Genomic DNA, 18,910 nt, shown 5'->3' with positions numbered 1-18,910 from the left:
GGTTAAATTTGATACCAAACAAACAACCAACTATAAACTTTTATTGAATTAGTGTTATGAGAAGAATTCTGCTATTTTCAGTCTTTCTGCTGACTGTTTTTTCGAGTTCTGCCCAGCAGAGTAAGACTATAACCGGAACCGTTACCGATCAAAAAACCGGCGAAACCTTAGCCGGAGTAAGTATAAATATTAAAGGCACAACCAAAGGCGCAGTTACTACCAGGACTCAGGGCGATTACAGCATCAGTATACCTGCTGGTCAGCCAACCGTTTTGGTGTTCAGGTATGTAGGTTACCACGCCAAAGAGGTAACGGTGAATGAGCAAAAAATAATCAATGTTACCTTAGCCGAGCAAAACAACGATTTAGATCAGGTGGTAGTAGTGGGGTATGGTACAGTGGCCAAAAAAGACCTGACAGGTTCGGTGAGCTCGGTTAAAATGAGCGATTTAAACAAAGCACCTGTCCGTTCTTTCGACGAGGCTTTAGCAGGCCGCGTTGCCGGGGTTCAGGTAACCTCGGCCGATGGCCGCCCGGGTTCGGGTATTGATATCGTTATCCGCGGTAATAACTCGGTTACGCAAGCCAACAGCCCCTTGTATGTGGTAGATGGCTTCCTGATCGAAGATCCGAATAACAACGTGGTTAACCCCGCCGATATCGAATCGATCGACATTTTAAAAGATGCATCAGCAACGGCGATTTACGGCGCCAGGGGTGCCAACGGGGTAGTGGTTATTACCACCAAAAAAGGTAAACAGGGTAAACCTGTATTTAGTTTCTCGAGTACGGTAGGGGTGCAGCGCATGGCCAAAAAAATGGATATGATGAGCCCTTACGAGTACGTAAAATACCAACTCGAACTTACACCTGCCTTAACCGGCACACCAGCCACACCTACACAAATTTATCTTACCGATGGAAAAACCCTCGATTATTACAATGGTGTTTCTCCGATAGACTGGCAGGATTTGGTTTCGCGTACAGCTTTGTACAACAACAACGATCTGGCCGTAAGGGGCGGAACTAAAAAACTAAAATATTCACTTTCTACTTCAACGGTTAACCAGAATGGTATTTTGTTAAATTCAAATTATCAGCGATATACCGGCCGTGCTGTGATTGATTATGCCATTACCGATAAGTTAAAAGTAGGGATCAATGCCAATTACAGCCATTTAAAACAAAAGGGTATCGATCCGACCAGGGGTGAAAATGGCGCTACCACTAACGTTATGACTTCTATCCTAGGGATGAGACCAGTGCCTTCTGAGCTTTTTGACCTTGAAGATTCTTTTCAGGACCCGGATATGAATGCAGCTAACGATTACCGCATTAACCCGGTTATCAGCTTACAGAATTCTTACAACGTAACCACTACCAATAACATTACGGCCAATGGTTACGCCGAATATGCGATTTTAAAAGATTTGAAACTGCGATCATCTTTCGGGATTATAGAAAACAAAGCCGAGAATGATGTATTCAATAACACTAAAACCTCTGCAGGCCGGCCGGGAGGAGTAAACGGTGTAAACGGAAAAATTACCAATAACAACTACAGCAACTGGTTAAACGAAAATACCCTTACCTGGGATAAAAAGCTGAGTAAAAAATCGAAAATTAACATACTGGGTGGTTTTACCCTGCAAAAAAGACATACCTGGAGCAATGGCCGTTCGGTAACCCAGTTACCCAACGAAGACCTGATGTTTGATGGATTTGACCAAGGCGTGCAGCAAAGGGTCGATCCTTCGGCATCTGACTGGACCATGGCTTCTTTTTTAGGCCGCATCAATTACAATTACGATTCTAAATATTTGTTTACCGCTTCGTACCGTGCCGATGGATCTTCTAAATTTCCAAGCCAGAACCACTGGGGTTATTTTCCTTCGGCAGCTATTGCCTGGAGGTTCGACCAGGAGAATTTCCTTAAAAAATCTAAAATATTATCAGAAGGTAAATTGCGGGTGAGTTATGGCCAAACCGGTAATAACCGGGTAGGCGATTTCGATTACCTGACCAATTACTTCAATCCCATTATCAATACCTACACTTTCAACAACGAATATGTTCCGGGCGTAATTCCAACCAAACTGGGTAACTCCGATTTGAAATGGGAAACTACCGAGCAGGTTGATGCGGGTATTGATTTAGGTTTCTTTAAGCAAAGAATCGCCTTTAGTGCCGATGTATACCGGAAAGTAACCAAAGATTTATTGCTGAACACCCAGTTGCCACCATCTTCGGGATTTGGTACTGCACTGAAAAATATCGGTAGTGTAGAAAACAGGGGATTGGAGTTAACCTTAACCACCCAAAATATTGTAACCAAAAACTTTACCTGGACCACCAATGCCAATATTGCCTTTAACCGCAATAAGTTAGTAGCCCTGGCCGAAGGACAGAAAACCCTCGAAAGCACCATTAACTGGGATGCTGCCTGGCGTAACGTAAGTGCCTATGTGGCAGAAGTAGGCCAGCCATTGGGATCTATGTATGGTTACGAGTGGTTAGGTACTTATAAATATGCCGATTTTAACACCTCGGTAAATGGAAGCGGAGCCACAGTTTATACCTTGAAACCAGAAGTTGCTACCAACGGAAATGCCAGGGCAACCATTCAGCCGGGCGATATTAAGTACAAAGATCAGAACGGCGATGGTGTGGTAAATGCCCAGGATTATGTTAAAATCGGCAATGGTTTGCCTGCGCACACCGGTGGTTTTGCCAACAACTTTACCTATAAAGGTTTCGATTTAAATATCTTCTTCCAGTGGTCGTACGGTAACGATCTTTTAAATGCCAATAAAATGCTGTTCGAAGGGAATTCAAATGGTCTGGGTAACTTTAACCAGTATGCCAGCTACGAAAACCGCTGGACACCGCAAAACTCCGAATCGGATATGTTCCGTACCCGTGGATTTTTTGGCGGGGGCTATTCATCCAACTATGTTGAAGATGGTTCTTACCTGCGCTTAAAAACAGTTTCATTGGGTTATAACATCGATCCTAAAGTACTGAAGAAAATTTACCTTAAATCGCTGAGGGTCTTTGTATCGGGACAAAACCTGGCCACCTGGACCAAATATTCGGGGGGAGACCCGGAGGTAAATACCTACCGCTCGGTTTTAACCCCCGGCTTTGATTTTTCTGCCTATCCGCGTGCGCGTACCGTTGTTTTTGGAACAAACATTACATTTTAATCAACTAAATCATTTCAAGATGAAAAAGATATTTGTATTATTAGTTTTGGTGGCCGTTGCCAGCAGCTCTTGTAAGAAATTTTTAGATACCCAGCCAACCGATAAAATTGCCCTTGAGCAATATTATACTGATGAAGCAGGCTTAACCCAGGCATTGGCAGGAGTGTACGATCCGCTGGGTTCAGATAATGTGTACGGTAATTTGCCTAATGGTTTCGAAGCTTGTACCGATGAGGGGTATTATGCCCGTTCGGGCCAGGTAACCGGTATTCAGGTATTTAATTTCGATCCTTCCAATACCAATGTTACCAATTTGTGGACTGATTTATATACCGGAATTAACCGTGCCAACGATTTAATTGCACACATCGATGTACCACAAATGGATGAAGGCAAGCGCCAGATCATATTGGGCGAGGCCTTGTTTTTAAGGGGATATTACTATTTTATGCTGGTTACCCGCTATGGTGATGTGCCTTTAAGGTTAACACCAACCACCAGCCCCAACAATGTGCAACTGGCCCGCACCAAAACCGCCGATGTTTATGCCCAGATATTAAAAGATATGACTGCGGCCGAAACCAAAGTGGCTACTTCTACTGCAATTGGCTATCCGAGCCGCGTTTCAAAAACCGTGGTAGAGGGGGTTTTAGCCAGGGTTTGTTTGCAAATGGCAGGTTATCCTTTAAACGATACCGGTAAATATGCCGAAGCACTTGCCTGGACTAAAAAAGTAATTAGCTCGGGTGAGCATAGCTTAAATACCACTTTTAGTACTGATGCAGCTTTTAACGGTTTTAACGAAACCTTACCTTCGGTACCGGCAAACGCCAATAATGCCTACCGCCAGATCTTTATCAATGCCGCGCAGGAAGTTTACAACATTAAAGAAAGCATGTGGGAAATCGAATTTAAAGGGAACCGTACCGATGGCTATTTCGACCTTGGCCCATTAGGAAGTCAGGTAGGCATTACCATGACCCCTTCGGCAGCCAATTCGCCCTTGTACAACTATCCGGGTTATTGCTATGGTTTTATTAAAGGCACAGCTCGTTTGTTTAATAAATACGATGCCACCGGTAAAGATTTACGCCGTGACTGGGTACTTACTACCTACACCTGGACGGTAAATAATACCACCAATACCGCTACCAAAACTGCCATTGCGAAAACCGTTCAGTATGGCAGGGATATGGCCAAATGGAGAAGAGAGTACGAACTGCTGGCGATTAAAAATAAAAACCAGACCGGTATTAACTTCCCTGTACTGCGTTATGCCGATATCCTGTTAATGTTTGCCGAAGCCGAAAACCAGGTAAATGGCCCAACAGCCGAGGCTTATAACGCCATTAACCAGGTGCGCCGCAGAGGTTACGGACTTCCCATTGCAACAGCAAGTGTAGTGGCCGATTTAACCGGACTTACCAAAGCCACTTTTCAACTAGCGATAGAAGACGAACGCATGCGCGAATTGTGTTTTGAAGGTTTACGTCGTATGGATTTAATCCGCTGGAACAAATTTGTATCGACCATGAATTCGGTGGGAGCAGAGATGGGTGCAGCGCCTACCACTGGCGCCCTTACTTCGGGTAACCAGCAGTATGGTGGCTTAGGTGGTAAAAATGTTACTGCAAGGAATTTATTGTTCCCTATTCCTTCGCTTGAAATGTCGTCGAACAAATTAATTACAGAAAATAACCCTGGCTGGTAAGTAGCCGCTAATGCATAATAACAATTTAGGTATGGCTTTAAAAAGAATTCTTTTAGGTTTAATTACAATCAGCAGCTTATCGCTCCAGGCCCAGGAAAGTGCTGTATGGCAGGATTTTAAAAACGGGAAAAGTAAAGGCACTACGCCAATTTTGCCCGATTTCTCCTATGCAGGTTACCACTACAGCGAAGAGGCCATCCCCACGGTAAATTATACGGTTTTTGATGTAACGCGCTTTGGTGCCATCCCGAACGATAAGCTTTCGGATAAAAAGGCATTTATGAGCGCCATTGCAGCGGCCGAAAAAAACGGCGAAGGCATTATTTATTTCCCCAAAGGCAAGTATTTGTTTAACACTGCCAGCGACGATCAGCAGGTGATCCGCATTGCAGGATCGAAGATTGTATTGCGGGGTGAGGGTAGCGGGGAAAATGGTACGGTTTTGTTTTTTGATAAGGATTTGCCACCTGCCAATCCCCAGCAAATGTGGTCGGTGCCCATGGCTATAAATATTGGTGCTAAGGGTGGCAATAAAAAACTGGCTGAGGTAACCGCCGATGCCCCTCGTGAGAGCCACATTATTGAGGTAAACAATGCTTCGAAAATTAAAGCCGGCGACTGGATTATCCTCGAGGTAATTAACAACAGTCCTGAGCTCATTGATTATGATTTAAAAGGCATAAAGCCCGATACGAGCTGGACTTCGCTGGTTAAAAAAGGCGTGCAGGTTAACGAACGCCACCAGGTAGCCAAAGTGAGTGGTAATACGCTTACATTGGTAGAGCCCATCCATTACGATGTACAGGTCAAACACCACTGGACCATTTCGAGTTTTGCTCATTTAAGCGAGGTTGGGGTAGAAAACATTGCTTTTGAAGGCAACTGGCTAAAGAAATTTGTGCACCACCGCTCGGCCCAGGATGATAGCGGATGGAGTATCCTGAGTTTAAACAAATCAGTTAACTCGTGGGTAAGAAACTGCTCTTTCCGCAATGTAAACAACGGTTTAACCATTGGCGCATCGGCAGCCTGTACCGCTATTGATTTGGTTTTTGATGGTAACATGGGGCATAATTCGGTTGATGCCGCTGGTGGTTCTACCGGTATTTTGCTGGCCAATATTACCGATTTAACCGGTATGCACCATGCGGTTGGTGTAGGTGGTGGCAGCACTACGGCCACCGTAATCTGGCGTTCCCGGTATCCCGAAAATACCTGTTTCGAATCGCATTCCTCGCAGCCCCGTTGTACCCTGCTCGATCAGGTAACCGGTGGCCTTTCTGATGGCAGGGCCGGAGGAGCTATTTTTAATATGCCCAACCATGGCCGTAATTTAGTCTTGTGGAATTACAACCAGCTGGGTGCTGCGCGTAAGGATTTCGAATTCTGGCCGGCAAAATCCATCTGGTGGAAAATCGTGCCACCCATTATTGTAGGTTTCCACGGTGCCGCAACTACCTTTAATAAAGATCAGGTGCAGGTATTGGAAAGCCTGGGCAAAGCCGTGCAACCCGAATCGTTATTTGAGGCGCAACTGGAACTGAGATTAGGTAAATTGCCCCAATGGATAATGGAGGAAAAAGAGAAAATTAAGGAGCAGGAAATTTTAGCCGGAAAATAAAACAAAGCCCAATCACGAAAACACAACAATCATGAAAACTGATCAATTCAAGCCTATGAACAATAAAAAATATTCACCATACGTCTTGCTTTTGCTATGCTTATTGCCTGCGCTTTCGGCCATGGCACAAAAAGGAACGAAGCCTAAAACAGCTCCCAATTTATTAATTATCATGGCCGATCAATGGCGCGGGCAGGCGGTGGGTTTCGAAGGGCGTGAGCCTGTAATGACCCCGTATCTGGATCAATATGCCAAAGAGAGTCTGGTGCTGAGCCAGATGGTGAGTAATTACCCGGTTTGCTCGCCAGCCAGGGCCATGCTCATGACGGGGCAATACCCGCTTAAAAACCATGTGTACAGCAATGTTAATTCGAGCTCGGCTCCCTTCGGTGTCGAACTGCAAAAAGATGCCGTATGCTGGTCGGATGTATTGAAACAGAATGGCTACTCGAATGGTTACATTGGCAAATGGCACCTCGATTCGCCCTATCAACCTTACATTCCTACCTCAAACAATACGGGCAAAGTTGCCTGGAACGAATGGACTTCCCCTGACCGCAGGCATGGTTTCGATTACTGGTATGCCTATGGTACTTACGATGAACACAATAAACCCATGTACTGGGATACGAACGATAAGCGCGATGATTTTAAATATGTAAATGAATGGGGGCCGGAGCATGAGGCCAATAAGGCCCTCGCTTATTTTAAAAACGAAAGCGGAAAAATCCGTAAAAACGGTGCGCCTTTCTCGTTGGTGGTTTCGATGAATCCGCCACACTCTAATTACCGCACCGTGCCCGATAAATATTATAAGCTGTATAAAGATATTCCTTTAACCGACCTGGTAAAAGACCCCAATATCCCGGCAGCAGGTACGGCATTTGGCGATCAGTACCGCAAAGATGTGCGTTATTATTATGCCAATATTACGGGGGTAGATGAGCAGATTGGCCGCATTTTACAAGGCTTAAAAGATCAGCACCTGGCCGAAAATACCATTGTGGTGATCATGGCCGACCATGGTAACTGCCTGGGCAAACATGACGAAGAATCGAAAAACAACATTTTCGAAGAATCGTTACGCATTCCGTTTATTGTAAACTGGAAAGGCCATATACAAGCCCGTAAAGATGATACTTTTCTGGGCAGCATACCCGACATTTATCCTACGCTGTTAGATTTGATGGGGCTGAAAAACAAAATACCTCAAAACGTAGATGGCAAAAGTTATGCCCAATACTACCTGAATGGCAAGGGCGAAAAACCTGCCGAACAATATATTTTAGGGGCCATTGGCAGCAACAATGTAAACGTAAATACGGGTTTCAGGGGTATCCGCACCCAGGATTATAAGCTGGCTTTTGTGAAGAAAAAAGGCAAAGGCGCTTATGAACTGTACGATTTAAAAGCAGATCCTTTCGAACTGAATAACATTTATCAACCCGATTTACCGATTGTAAAAAAGCTGCAACCCGTTTTGGCGCAGTGGCTCGAAAAAACAAGAGATGCCTTTGTTACTGGGAAATAACCTTAATTCATGATTTAAGCAATGAGAAGAATTTTAATATATAAGTGCCTGGCTTGCGTACCATTATTTTGTGGTATTAATCTGGCCTCTGCACAAAACAAAGAAAGTGATAAAGTAAAAATGGAACACGCCCAGATTGGCATTGTAGAAGATGTGAAATCGGGCTATAAACATACCACGCACCCCGGGGCACAGTGGTTTCCGGAGGCTGGTCTAGGTATGTTTATCCACTGGAGCATTTCATCGATTAAACAAATAGACCTTTCGTGGCCGATGATGGCCGGTACCCAGATTGGCTGGCGTTCGCCAAAAATGGATTCGGCATCGGTAAAAAAAATTATGGATTCGGGCAATTATTTTGCCGGTAATGCCTGCGAAAAAACAAACAGCTGCATTACCCCGGTTGAATATTGGGCACTGGCCAAAGATTTTAATCCACAAAACTACGACCCCGAAAAATGGATTAAAGCCGCTAAAGCAGCGGGCATGACCTATGCTGTGCTAACTGCCAGGCACCACGATGGTTTTGCCCTTTGGCCAAGTGCCTACGGTAATTTCAATACTAAAAATTACATGGGTGGCCGCGATCTGGTAAAAGATTATGTGGCCGCCTGCAGAAAATACGGGTTAAAAGTAGGCATCTATTATTCTGGGCCAGACTGGCACGAAAACGGCGCCTTCCAAAATTTCATGTATTATGGTGTGGGGAGAGATTATCCCAATATCCCGGTGTTGGATGAAAATTTAAGGCCACGTACCACCGTAAAAACGGAAGCTGAAAAACAAGCCCACTACTATGAAATGGCTGCTTATGTTAAAGGGCAGGTTACCGAACTGTTAAGCAATTATGGGCAGATTGATATGATCTGGTTCGATGGTGCAGCCGATATTCCGCGGGGAAATAAAGCCTGGGATAAATGCATTACCATGGCCGAAATCCATAAACTGCAACCCGGCATTGTGGTGAGTCCGAGGTTTTTCGGGTATGGCGATTACAAAACCTTTGAGCAGGATAAAGCATTACCCAAAACCAAACAAGATGGCTGGGCCGAGCTTTGTACCACCATTACCGATGGCGGTTGGGGTTATACCGGCAAGCCTTTAAAACCCGTTGCGCTGGTGCTCAACAACCTGATTAAGTGCCGCGCCAACAATGCCAATATGCTGTTAAATTACGGGCCAACCAAAGAAGGGGTACTTACTCCCGAAATGTACACCAGTCTGACCGAAATTGCCAGTTGGATGAAAGTAAATGGCAGTGCCATAAAAGGCGCACAGGCGCTTGATGCCAGCGAATCGGCATCGGTACCGGCCACAGCAGCAGCCAAACACCGCTACCTGTTTTTACTGGCCCCTAAAAAAGGCGAAAAACCGGTTGATGAACAGGTAACCTTTAACACCAAAGCCGATATTAAAAACGTAAGCCTGGCGGGCAATAAAACTGCCCTTAAATACAGTGTAGCAAATGGCCAGCTTAGTGTGCAGGTACCGGCAGCATTACGTACCGCATTACCTGATGTTATTGAGGTCGACTTAAAGTAGGAGGCAGTTATCAGTTTGCAGTTATCAGTTGACAGTTCGACAGTTTGTAGTTCAGCAAGCAACCTTTTCCCCCTTTGGAGGGCAGGGGGATGATAGTTTGTGAATTAAAGATTTAAGCAAAACCTCACAGGTTTAATACTAAACTAATAGTATCTAAAAACCTGTGAGGTTTATTTATTTCAAGCCAATCTTTCCCTCTTTGAAGGGGGATGATAGTTTGTGAATTAAAGATTTAAACAAAACCTCACAGGTTTAATGCTAAACTAATAGTATTTAAAAACCTGTGAGGTTTAATTATTTAAAGCCAATCTTTCCCCCTTTGAAGGGGGCAGGGGGATGATAGTTTGTGAATTAAAGATTTAAACAAAACCTCACAGGTTTAATACTAAACTAACAGTATCTAAAAACCTGTGAGGTTTAATTATTTAAAGCCAATCTTTCCCCCTTTGAAGGGGGCAGGGGGATGATAATTGATATAACCCGGTTGTTGAAAAGACGAAATTGCCCCCAGCGTGCATTTAAAAGTACTCTTGAAGACTAATTTGGTCTTCTGAGATACTAAAAGGTACTTCAGAAGTAGAAAAAACACACGCCGAGCTAGAAAAAGGTTGTTCCGAACATCGGCGAATATGCCCGGAGATACTAAATGGTAGCTCGGAACGAGATTGCCGGGGTTCGGAACGGGATCATCGGGGTTCGGAACAGGGTCATCGGGGTTCGGAACGAGGTCATCGGTGTTCAGAACGAGAATAGTCGGTGTTCGGAACGGTGTCGCCGAGGTTCAGAACGAGGTCATCGGTGTTCAGAACGAGAATAGTCGGGGTTCGGAACGGGGTCGCCGGGGTTCGGAACGAGGTCGCCGGGGTTCGGAACGAGGTCGCCGGGGTTCAGAACGAGGATAGTCGGTGTTCGGAACGGGGTCATCGGGGTTCGGAACGAGGTCGCCGGGGTTTAGAACGAGGTCATCGGGGTTGGAAAAGTCCGTAGTCGGAAGTCCGGAGTCCGAAGTCTTGATACTTAATCTATCGTTCGCTACTCAGGTGCCCTTAGGTGGTTAAAAAGCTTAAAGCAAAAAGACTAAAGCTAAAAGCTTGGGTGCCCTTAGGTGTCTGAGGTGGTTAAAAAGCTTAAAGCAAAAAGACCAAAGCAAAAAGCCTGGGTGCCCTTAGGTGTCTGAGGTGGTCGGGCGAGTTTGGAGTTGGGAGTTTGGAGTTGGGAGTAGAAAGGATGGAAGATGTAAAATGGATGATGGAATGAAACATCCAGCACTGTGTCCTCTGCGTCTTTTTTCTTTGTGTGTTTTGTGGTTAAAAAAGTCGGAGGTTGGAACGGGGCTGCCCGGGTTCTTGAACTATCGTATAGCCACATTTTTTAAAATCCCTTAACGCTGATCGTCATTGCCAGCTTGATCCGATAGCTATCGGATGGCAATCTTAATACCGTAGAAAGGTTAATCGGTCACGCCCGAAACCTTAGAAAAGGTTGTAAAGTTCCTAAAATTCATCCCCCACCCCCCTTCAAAGGGGGACGGGATTATCAATATGGGTAAATTGCCGTTTTGATTTCTATCAGCCCCTTCTTTAAAGCCGATCTTTCCCCCTTCGAAGGGGGCAGGGGGATGATGGCTTAGGCAAAACCTCACAGGTTTAGCGCTGAACTATTAATGTCTTAAAAACCTGTGAGGTTTAACAGTTATATTAATCAAGGTTTAACATTTACAAAACTATCAAAGCTAACGCCGCTACCAAATTCAGTCGCTGTCTTTCCCAATTTTAATGCGTTAAATCTCTTTTTAATTTTATCAGCACCGGTATTTCTGAAAACTTTCAGGTTTGGAATTTCGTGTGGATAGTCTTCGAACTCGTCGGCAAATTCGCTGAGAACCATATCATAATCAACAAGGCCGACTTCTGTTACGGTTCTGAAAAGCTTTTTATATTCTTTTTTAACGATTAGAAAATCAACCGGAGGCAATATGATTGAGATATGTACAGGCCAAACACACGCGGTATATAATTGCCCGTCTTCTTTACTTTTTAAAACAAAATAGCCTGAAACAAATAAATCCTCTGTTAAACTATTTTGAAGGCTATCTCTTTGAAATTGAAACTGCCACAAATAGTCTGATTTTTCAACTGGTAAGTATTCGAAATTTAATCTGGCAAAATGGTCTAGCGTAACGCCGTCATTGTGCCTGATCCATTCGTCCTGAAGATATCTGGCAGGGAATTTTTTAGGCGAGTTTGGTTCTGCGCTGTCTTGTAAATCCAAAACAAAAAGGTCCAAATCGTTTATAAACTTTTCAATGATGGGGAATATTTCGTAAGCGAAAAATCTTGGCCTGAAAAAGTTAATGCTGCAACTGAAGTTTAAATTTTGATAGTCAGCAAAACCGTCAAAGATCTCGACCTCTTCCGGATCGTCTTCAGGTGTATTCCAGTCAATAAGAAAATAAACCCCGGTTTCAGGGTTTTCATAATTCCATTGCCGCTCATGATCGCTAATGTTATAGGCAAGGTTTTTAGTCAGATATGCTGCCACTTGTTCTGCTGTTAATGGGTTATCTTTTCGTTTGTAAAAATATAGGTCGAAGCTCATAATGATATGCTTAGGTTTTAGGGCACCGCAGTAAAGTACAATTTCAAAGCAAGGTATTGTATTTAAAAGCAGCAAAGATATGGGTAGCCTTGTTAAAATAATTGCCTTTAATGGCCATGAAGCTGTTGGTCATGTGGTGAGGTTGTTAAAATAAATAATGCCTTATTGTGTTCACGTTTAATAATTCTCCATCAACCATGCTGAATCGATGCCTTCTAAATCTGCTTCAGGATAATTTATTTCTGCCATATTCAATACTCTTTTTTTGGGGTCGAGTATTAGCCAAAGCGTTTCATCAATTTCAGCAAGGTTATCTTTTATTATTCTTTTAAGGTTTGCTTTGAGATAAAAACTGTAGTGAAGCCCAGCCGAAAAACCTTCCAACATACCTTCGCTTGGATGAGTAAGTTTATAAATTTCTTGCCTGAAATGAATCAGGTCATTGAAGAGCCAATTTATATCTAATGGTCTGCGGTTTATATATTCGTCCATACCAGGGTACAGAAGTGTAATTGTTGTAATTATCTTTTTTTGTAATTCTAAATTTTCATCTTTTTCTCTGTCAAAAAGAAACTCGCCCTGCAGTAAATACTCAAGATTTGTTAGCTTGTTTAGTTGTTTAGCTCTGCTCAATTTCTGCTTTTCTCCTGCAAATGAATATTTTATTTGTACTAAGGGGTTTACATATTTCTTTGAAAGCCCCAATGCATTCTGTAATGCTTCAATTTGTGAAAGTCTGATTTTAGCTGGTTTAGAATTCTTTCTCTCTGGCAACGTCCATAGGTAATTATAGTCTAATACTTTATTTAATAGATCTTTTGCTGTCATAATAATTGTAATCTATTTGAAATGCCAAATTTGAATTTGCGTAATCCGTTTCCATAGTTGAATAGAATGTTAATAACTTCATTCGTATTTAAACTCGAAAGGTTGGTGCAGTTTAACCCTAACTTTCTGTCCATCCCGGGTGCCGGGCGTATATTTGGGCAGGAGCTTTAAAATCCTCACCATTTCATTTCTCATCAGTTGGGTACCTGTTCCTTTAACTTCGTATTTAGAAACACTGCCGTCTTTTTCAACCAGCATAGAAATTTCCAGTTTGGTATAAAGCCGGTTCTTTTTAATGATGGGCGAAGCTGAAAATTGATTGTGAATGAAAAGATTATAATCTTGCTGGCTTAGGGTCGATTGTGGCAGCATGAGGAAGTACCCCTCGGTAGCCGCTTTGTCATCATATATGGTGGTATCAACCGCGGCATTTACTTTTAAGCTATCCTGGGCCTTTAACTTTTGGCCAATAAGCATTAGGATTAGAAGGGATAGGGTGAGGAGGAGTGGTCGTTTCATGAGATGGCGTTTAATCAAATATAATGTTTTTGGACGATAGCAAAGTGTGAAAGTGAAGAAAGAGGAGTAAGGCATTAGATAATATTTTAATTAATTTGCAGTTAAAACGCAATCAGCTCAATATGGTATTATCCTTTGAAATTATATATGTGTACCATCACCATAATCGTGGTCAATTTATTTTCGCTAAACTATTAACCGGCGAATCAGGTTTTGAAGTAAAAGATGGCATATTTGGTGGGATACCTATTTATAATTATGTTGAAATGCCCAGGATGCTTGATGAGAATGGCGAACAGAGATTAGATGTATTTGTGTTCTGTCCGATAGAGCCGATGCAAAAGGGTAATTTTGTTCAGGGGCAATGTGTAGAATTAGTATTGCCTAATCAATAATTAAACTGGTTAGGTTATATCAGAACAAATTTACTGCGGCCGGGATTATAAAATCGGAACAAGGCGGGGTGCTCAATTATCTAATGCTAATCAATCTACCCGCTAAAACAAGAGTCGTTCAGTACATTGATCTAAAAAAATACTTACCTCAGCAACGGTTCTTTTCATTAATCAATAAATTCAGTTTTATTCTTTCTGATAAAGTTTACCTGTATTTGTTGTAAATCTTCGGTTTTGTAAAGATCATAAAACTGATTATCAAATTCGTTTAAAGGATTGTCGTCATACGATTCGCTAAAACCTGCCAATGTTCCGTCTTGATGTTGCGTTATTTTAACATTTTCGCGAAGAAAAGTGTCGTTAGCCTGTTTGGTCAGCTCGGCAAATTTATTTGCGCCGACAAATTTTAAAGCCTCAGGTAAATGTTTATAAAACTTGCCGCTCGAATTAAAGTAGAACTGATTATAACCACCATTATTTACTTCAGCTTCCAATAGCCAGATCATATATATAGCTTGTCGTGATTTGTTCCAACTCATTACCGTTTCATATTCTTTTTTATAATCTGTGGGTTGTTTCGTTGATAAGTTATCAAAAACTACCTGTAATAAGTCCTGGTTCGGAGTTTTATCGATAATCTGACCCGTTAATTTTTTATGTATCGGTCTGTTGTTAAATGCATCTATTGAACTGGCAATTTGATCCTGAGTTTCTTTTGACAGCCCGCCATTATCTTTTTTTTCCTGCCCGGAACACCCGAACAAGTTTAATATCGTTGATATAAAACCCATAGTGATTAAAGTTTTTACCCTTGGCATGTTGTTAATTTAGTAATGGTGTATGTTAAAGAGGGTATGCATTATTTGCACCAGCGCATGTTTTGTATGTAACAGTTGAAGTGAGCGCACAAGCCATAAGATTTTGCTGATGTAGGATATGGAGGAATAAATTTACAATTTTGATAATGTGGTCGAGCAGCGGGATTTGTAATTCAGTTCCACTATTGTTTAATTGATTTTTGTCAGCTGTCATTATTTCTATGACTCAATTCCTAAAATTAGAATAATTTGCCCTGTTGATGTTTTATAAACTTCAATTGCAGATAAAACTAAGTCTGCTATGTCGTGCCCCCAAATTCCATATTTTCCGTTCGTTTGATTTCTATTGTACATGGTTGTTCGTTTATCAATCGGAATGGTCTTAACAGTTGCACTTTTTTCTTCTTCTTCGTAAAGTTTAAAATAATGCAAATTTATTTCTGATAATAATTGTTTTCTTGAAAAACCATCATTTGATGTTATTGTAAATTCGTATTGATTTGTGAGAGGGTAGTCAATAATAACTTTTACAGAATTCTCTTTGATGACTATTTCGTCACCCTCGTATAAGTTTGGAAGGTCTTGTTTAGCATTTTCAATGCTCGCCCAGGGAATAAATCCGTCTTCATAATCTTTCTTATTGTCAGTTTTTACTTTAAATGATATTGTAGAAATCAACTCACCAATATTTTCACTTCTCTTTTCAGTTGCTTTCTTTTCATTTTCCTGAATAATGGCAATTGGGTCTTTTACTTCTTCCTTTTCATTAGTTTTTTGAGTTTGCCCTTTGCAACTTGTAAATATAATTGTCAGAAAAAGAATCAAATATTTAGTCATTTTAATTTTTATCATTTTATGTAATTGTGAGTTTTTGGATTTTAGTTTTGAGGCCTATGTCTGGATTAGGATAAATTAGAAACGACATACTTCCTGGTATAATAAAGCATTTAAGTTTGAAAGGCTCCCATTTATCCGAAGGGCATTTCATATAAATCGTTTACTGATTCATCAATAGCTGTTACTTGTTGTAGTGAAATCACTTTAATCATCATCATTAGGATGGTTGTTTTCCTACGCATAAGAACTGCCAAAAGCCGTCTTCCACTTCATGGGCAACATACAATATTTGTCTTCTTTATTAAACACATGGTTACAAACATAGCAAGCTGTGTTTTTTGGAACGTTAAACTTATAGATCATGATTGAGTAGGTTAAATGGAAGTGAAGATATGCAATACCCAGAACAGTTACAATCTATCCTTAGTGGGAGAGACAAAGCTATCTCCTGTAATAGTTTTCAACCTATGGTTTTTTAGTAAATGGATCAATTAGCACTTTATCAATTCTGGTGCCATCGGGAAGGGGCATACCATTATCTGGTTTTATTATTTGTTGGCAAATTTGGCCCGTTATGCTAAAATGAACGGAAATATCTGTTGTGTCAAAATTATCCATTGAGTAGCTCCCGTTAAGAATTGGCATCACTTTGTAACTGTATACCTGGTTTTCTTTTAAAAGAACATCATTCTCGATCAGATCGAGAACAGTTGAAGCCAACATCCATTTGTCGAAGTTATCAATATCCTCTAAAGCCTCGATAAACTGATCAGTGCTTTCAGCTATCCTGGATAATTGCCCTATTCCTGTATCCAACCAATATACTGCCCCTGAAGTGTCAGTTAAAAACATATCACCAGAGCAAGTAACCATTATTGGATCATACTTATTTCCAAGTAACCATTGCCAATCTGAACAAATATCCCTGGTATCGATTTTCTGAATGTTCTTTATGAATTGATTTAAGTCTATTGTCATTTGCGAGAGGTTATTAATCTATCGGCAAAATAATAAATGTGATGGCTATTTCAAAGCTTTTGTTTAGTGTTAATTAGAGAAACTGAAAGTTCACTAAGTGATGTATAAATTTGTGATATATACGCGTACCGAAATGCGTATGGAGCGATGGTCGTTGCAGTAAAGCTCGTTAGAGCTGTATAGCAGTGAGGTTTGAGGTAAACAACAGATGTCTCAGTTGATTTTAGTAATTTCACTTTTAAGTACCAGAGAGCTAAAATTTGATGTAGCCTTTATTTTGTAAGTATTTCCACTGTAACTGATTATATTAACGGTAATAAGTGCGTTTTTAGGAGTATTGGGGAACTTCTTGAAATTATCTGCATCAGGTTTCAAGGTATATGAACAATTGCTAATCCATTTAATACTATAAGACGTCGGAACTGTTGAGCCATCATAATATTCATATTGATGGGTTGCATCGCGTTTTATTACTAATAACTTTCCGTTATACATCATATTAAACTTCCCTTGTTTGAATTTTAGACAGTCAGAGATTTGTGCTTTTACACTATTGAAAAAGGAGAATCCAATTATAGTGAGAACGAGATATTTTAGAGTCACGATATCGATGATTAAGATGTAAAACAAATATATGTTATTAATATAATTGTACAAGCGCTCACTGCTTGCGAACTGAGAAAATGTGCAAGAATCAGCAATTACGCTAGCCGAATTCATGAGACTCCTGAGCTTTATGAAGCAAAGCTGATTGTGATTCGTTGTAGAATGTCAATAGTATCGATATATTTGGAGAAATCTAATTAACTATGACATTATTCGCATTGTTTCCTATTGTATATCTTTTAATAATTGTAGGCTTATTGTATTTGTTTTTCAAGATTCTGGATGGAATAAGAAAATCTAATGATGAGCGGAATGATATTTTAAGAGAAATTCATTCGGAGCTAAGACGTCACAACGAAGGTAAAAACCAGTAATTTCTTTCTCGATTTTAGGCTCACCTTCTTTCGATAATTATTTCCTAATCCATTCCCTTTTCTTAGTTTTGAAGTTTAAACAACAACAATACACAATCGGCTTATCGGTACCGGTAAAGCCCTTTAAACAATACGATAGATGAATCATTGGTTAGTGAAATCAGAACCTTTTAAATACAGCTGGGAGAAATTTAATGCAGATGGCCGCACCTTTTGGGATGGCGTACGCAATTACCAGGCCCGCAACAACCTGAAAGCCATGAAGGAAGGCGATTTGGTACTTTTTTACCACAGTAATGAAGGTAAAAACGTGGTGGGCATTGCCAAAGTAGTAAAAGAGTTTTACCAGGATCCTACTACCGATGATACCAATTGGGTAGTGGTAGATTTATCGCCGGTTGAAAGCTTAAAAAATCCAGTTTCTTTAGAGCAGATTAAAGCCGAGCCCAGTTTGGTTGATATTTCGCTGGTACGCCAGGGCCGTTTGTCGGTTATGCCTTTAAAAGCAGCTGAGTTTGATAAGATCCTGGAGATGGGAAGTTAGATGGTTTGGAGTTTTTAGTTGGGAGTTCTCAGTTAAGCGTTAAAGTAATACGCCATACTCCAAACGCTTAGCGCCATGCGCCATGTTTGGAGTTTTCAGTTAGCAGTTACTGCACTAGAGCTTAACGCTAACCGCCAACCGCTAGGCGCCACACGCTCAACTCCATGCTCCATGCACTTTGCTTTTACGATAAACCTTACTATATTGAGTGGTCTCTAGCCGCTTGAATATGACAACGATCTCTTTTACCCTCGCTCTTTTGCTTACTGCTAGCCTCGCCATGGGCCAAAGCATTAAACCTTACATGGCCATTGTTAAAACCGAAAAGGCTAAATACAAAGGTGTTTTACAGAGGGTAGATTCAGTAAAGGTGGTTTTAAATCATGATGGTATGCTTATTCCGGTGTTGCTCAATGAAATTAAAACCGTACAAATCAGGACGGTTAAAAAAGGCTATGAAGGCTTTAGTTTGATTAAAATCGGCGAAGACCGCGCCGAAGAATATAAAATGGATGCCAGTGGTAAAATGGTAGATAAATGGGGCAAAGAAGAACCCACGTTTAAGGAGGATGTATCTGCCACTGTATTTTCGGTCATTTTTACTGCACTGGGCAATGCTATTGCTTTACCCATCCATGCCATTAACCCCAATGTTGCCCGGTTTAAGTTTAGTGATAAAGCTCCCAAACAGGTAAACGAACTGAGTTATTATTCTCTTTATTACCAGGCCAATCCAAACGTGTTGGCCGAGCTGCAACAGCTCAAAGCCATTTCAGGCAGCTTTAAACCCTAGCATTTGGTG

At 41.4% G+C, this 18,910-nt stretch carries 14 protein-coding genes; 8 read left to right on the top strand and 6 right to left on the bottom strand.

The window, feature by feature from the left end:
• Nucleotides 1-56 precede the first annotated feature (56 nt).
• The 5 genes from OC25_RS20075 to OC25_RS20055 are packed head-to-tail and all read left to right on the top strand — an operon-like array spanning nucleotide 57 to nucleotide 9,611.
• Nucleotides 57-3,206, top strand: a complete 3,150-nt coding sequence (locus tag OC25_RS20075; RefSeq protein ID WP_039479828.1) for a SusC/RagA family TonB-linked outer membrane protein — start codon at nucleotides 57-59, stop codon at nucleotides 3,204-3,206.
• Between the two features lie 19 nt (nucleotides 3,207-3,225).
• Nucleotides 3,226-4,917, top strand: a complete 1,692-nt coding sequence (locus OC25_RS20070) for a RagB/SusD family nutrient uptake outer membrane protein (protein ID WP_039479827.1) — start codon at nucleotides 3,226-3,228, stop codon at nucleotides 4,915-4,917.
• Between the two features lie 31 nt (nucleotides 4,918-4,948).
• Complete coding sequence (locus OC25_RS20065) at nucleotides 4,949-6,538, top strand: DUF4955 domain-containing protein (protein ID WP_167335418.1); 1,590 nt, start codon at nucleotides 4,949-4,951, stop codon at nucleotides 6,536-6,538.
• Nucleotides 6,539-6,569: 31 nt separating this feature from the next.
• Nucleotides 6,570-8,069 carry a sulfatase family protein gene (locus tag OC25_RS20060; protein WP_245222102.1) on the top strand — a complete coding sequence of 500 codons (1,500 nt, stop codon included), beginning with the start codon at nucleotides 6,570-6,572 and terminating at the stop codon, nucleotides 8,067-8,069.
• A gap of 21 nt (nucleotides 8,070-8,090) precedes the next feature.
• Nucleotides 8,091-9,611, top strand: a complete 1,521-nt coding sequence (locus OC25_RS20055; RefSeq protein WP_052266338.1) for an alpha-L-fucosidase — start codon at nucleotides 8,091-8,093, stop codon at nucleotides 9,609-9,611.
• Nucleotides 9,612-11,312: 1,701 nt separating this feature from the next.
• On the opposite strand, the gene OC25_RS20050 is transcribed toward OC25_RS20055, so the two are convergent.
• The 3 genes from OC25_RS20050 to OC25_RS20040 all read right to left on the bottom strand — a co-directional run bounded on the left by OC25_RS20050 (nucleotide 11,313) and on the right by OC25_RS20040 (nucleotide 13,556).
• Nucleotides 11,313-12,209 (bottom strand): hypothetical protein, encoded by an 897-nt coding sequence (locus OC25_RS20050; protein WP_039479822.1) that lies wholly within the window; start codon nucleotides 12,207-12,209, stop codon nucleotides 11,313-11,315.
• 177 nt (nucleotides 12,210-12,386) lie between these two features.
• Complete coding sequence (locus OC25_RS20045) at nucleotides 12,387-13,037, bottom strand: hypothetical protein (RefSeq protein WP_039479819.1); 651 nt, start codon at nucleotides 13,035-13,037, stop codon at nucleotides 12,387-12,389.
• Nucleotides 13,038-13,115: 78 nt separating this feature from the next.
• Entirely contained in the window at nucleotides 13,116-13,556 is a 441-nt protein-coding gene (locus OC25_RS20040; RefSeq protein WP_167335417.1) for an energy transducer TonB, read from the bottom strand.
• A gap of 122 nt (nucleotides 13,557-13,678) precedes the next feature.
• Between OC25_RS20040 and OC25_RS20035 the strand changes: the two genes are divergently transcribed.
• Complete coding sequence (locus OC25_RS20035; protein WP_039479816.1) at nucleotides 13,679-13,951, top strand: hypothetical protein; 273 nt, start codon at nucleotides 13,679-13,681, stop codon at nucleotides 13,949-13,951.
• A 167-nt stretch (nucleotides 13,952-14,118) separates the two neighbouring features.
• Here the strand turns inward: OC25_RS20035 and OC25_RS20030 are convergent, their stop codons facing one another.
• The 3 genes from OC25_RS20030 to OC25_RS20015 all read right to left on the bottom strand — a co-directional run bounded on the left by OC25_RS20030 (nucleotide 14,119) and on the right by OC25_RS20015 (nucleotide 16,584).
• Nucleotides 14,119-14,769 carry a DMP19 family protein gene (locus OC25_RS20030; protein ID WP_245222101.1) on the bottom strand — a complete coding sequence of 217 codons (651 nt, stop codon included), beginning with the start codon at nucleotides 14,767-14,769 and terminating at the stop codon, nucleotides 14,119-14,121.
• A 219-nt stretch (nucleotides 14,770-14,988) separates the two neighbouring features.
• On the bottom strand, nucleotides 14,989-15,621 hold the full coding sequence (locus tag OC25_RS20020) for a hypothetical protein (RefSeq protein ID WP_039479814.1): 633 nt from the start codon (nucleotides 15,619-15,621) through the stop codon (nucleotides 14,989-14,991).
• Nucleotides 15,622-16,071: 450 nt separating this feature from the next.
• Nucleotides 16,072-16,584 (bottom strand): T6SS immunity protein Tdi1 domain-containing protein, encoded by a 513-nt coding sequence (locus tag OC25_RS20015; protein WP_039479813.1) that lies wholly within the window; start codon nucleotides 16,582-16,584, stop codon nucleotides 16,072-16,074.
• Nucleotides 16,585-17,703: 1,119 nt separating this feature from the next.
• Between OC25_RS20015 and OC25_RS20005 the strand changes: the two genes are divergently transcribed.
• Both OC25_RS20005 and OC25_RS20000 read left to right on the top strand, forming a co-directional pair.
• Nucleotides 17,704-18,108: an EVE domain-containing protein gene (locus tag OC25_RS20005; RefSeq protein WP_039479809.1), complete on the top strand. Its 405-nt coding sequence runs from the start codon at nucleotides 17,704-17,706 to the stop codon at nucleotides 18,106-18,108.
• Between the two features lie 229 nt (nucleotides 18,109-18,337).
• A complete protein-coding gene (locus OC25_RS20000) occupies nucleotides 18,338-18,901 on the top strand; it encodes a hypothetical protein (RefSeq protein WP_156131540.1) in 564 nt (187 codons plus the stop codon).
• Nucleotides 18,902-18,910 lie beyond the last annotated feature (9 nt).

Origin of the sequence: Pedobacter kyungheensis (assembly GCF_000812965.1) — a bacterium.
Classification (GTDB): Bacteria; Bacteroidota; Bacteroidia; order Sphingobacteriales; family Sphingobacteriaceae; genus Pedobacter; species Pedobacter kyungheensis.
This window is presented reverse-complemented; position numbering and strand designations above follow the sequence as displayed.

What these genes read in the sequence shown, in the direction of transcription:
- OC25_RS20075 (WP_039479828.1), top strand. Translation starts at nt 57, where the DNA reads ATGAGAAGAATTCTGCTATTTTCAGTCTTTCTGCTGACTGTTTTTTCG.
- OC25_RS20070 (WP_039479827.1), top strand. Translation starts at nt 3,226, where the DNA reads ATGAAAAAGATATTTGTATTATTAGTTTTGGTGGCCGTTGCCAGCAGC.
- OC25_RS20065 (WP_167335418.1), top strand. Translation starts at nt 4,949, where the DNA reads ATGGCTTTAAAAAGAATTCTTTTAGGTTTAATTACAATCAGCAGCTTA.
- OC25_RS20060 (WP_245222102.1), top strand. Translation starts at nt 6,570, where the DNA reads ATGAAAACTGATCAATTCAAGCCTATGAACAATAAAAAATATTCACCA.
- OC25_RS20055 (WP_052266338.1), top strand. Translation starts at nt 8,091, where the DNA reads ATGAGAAGAATTTTAATATATAAGTGCCTGGCTTGCGTACCATTATTT.
- OC25_RS20050 (WP_039479822.1), bottom strand. Translation starts at nt 12,209, where the DNA reads ATGAGCTTCGACCTATATTTTTACAAACGAAAAGATAACCCATTAACA.
- OC25_RS20045 (WP_039479819.1), bottom strand. Translation starts at nt 13,037, where the DNA reads ATGACAGCAAAAGATCTATTAAATAAAGTATTAGACTATAATTACCTA.
- OC25_RS20040 (WP_167335417.1), bottom strand. Translation starts at nt 13,556, where the DNA reads ATGAAACGACCACTCCTCCTCACCCTATCCCTTCTAATCCTAATGCTT.
- OC25_RS20035 (WP_039479816.1), top strand. Translation starts at nt 13,679, where the DNA reads ATGGTATTATCCTTTGAAATTATATATGTGTACCATCACCATAATCGT.
- OC25_RS20030 (WP_245222101.1), bottom strand. Translation starts at nt 14,769, where the DNA reads ATGCCAAGGGTAAAAACTTTAATCACTATGGGTTTTATATCAACGATA.
- OC25_RS20020 (WP_039479814.1), bottom strand. Translation starts at nt 15,621, where the DNA reads ATGATAAAAATTAAAATGACTAAATATTTGATTCTTTTTCTGACAATT.
- OC25_RS20015 (WP_039479813.1), bottom strand. Translation starts at nt 16,584, where the DNA reads ATGACAATAGACTTAAATCAATTCATAAAGAACATTCAGAAAATCGAT.
- OC25_RS20005 (WP_039479809.1), top strand. Translation starts at nt 17,704, where the DNA reads ATGAATCATTGGTTAGTGAAATCAGAACCTTTTAAATACAGCTGGGAG.
- OC25_RS20000 (WP_156131540.1), top strand. Translation starts at nt 18,338, where the DNA reads ATGACAACGATCTCTTTTACCCTCGCTCTTTTGCTTACTGCTAGCCTC.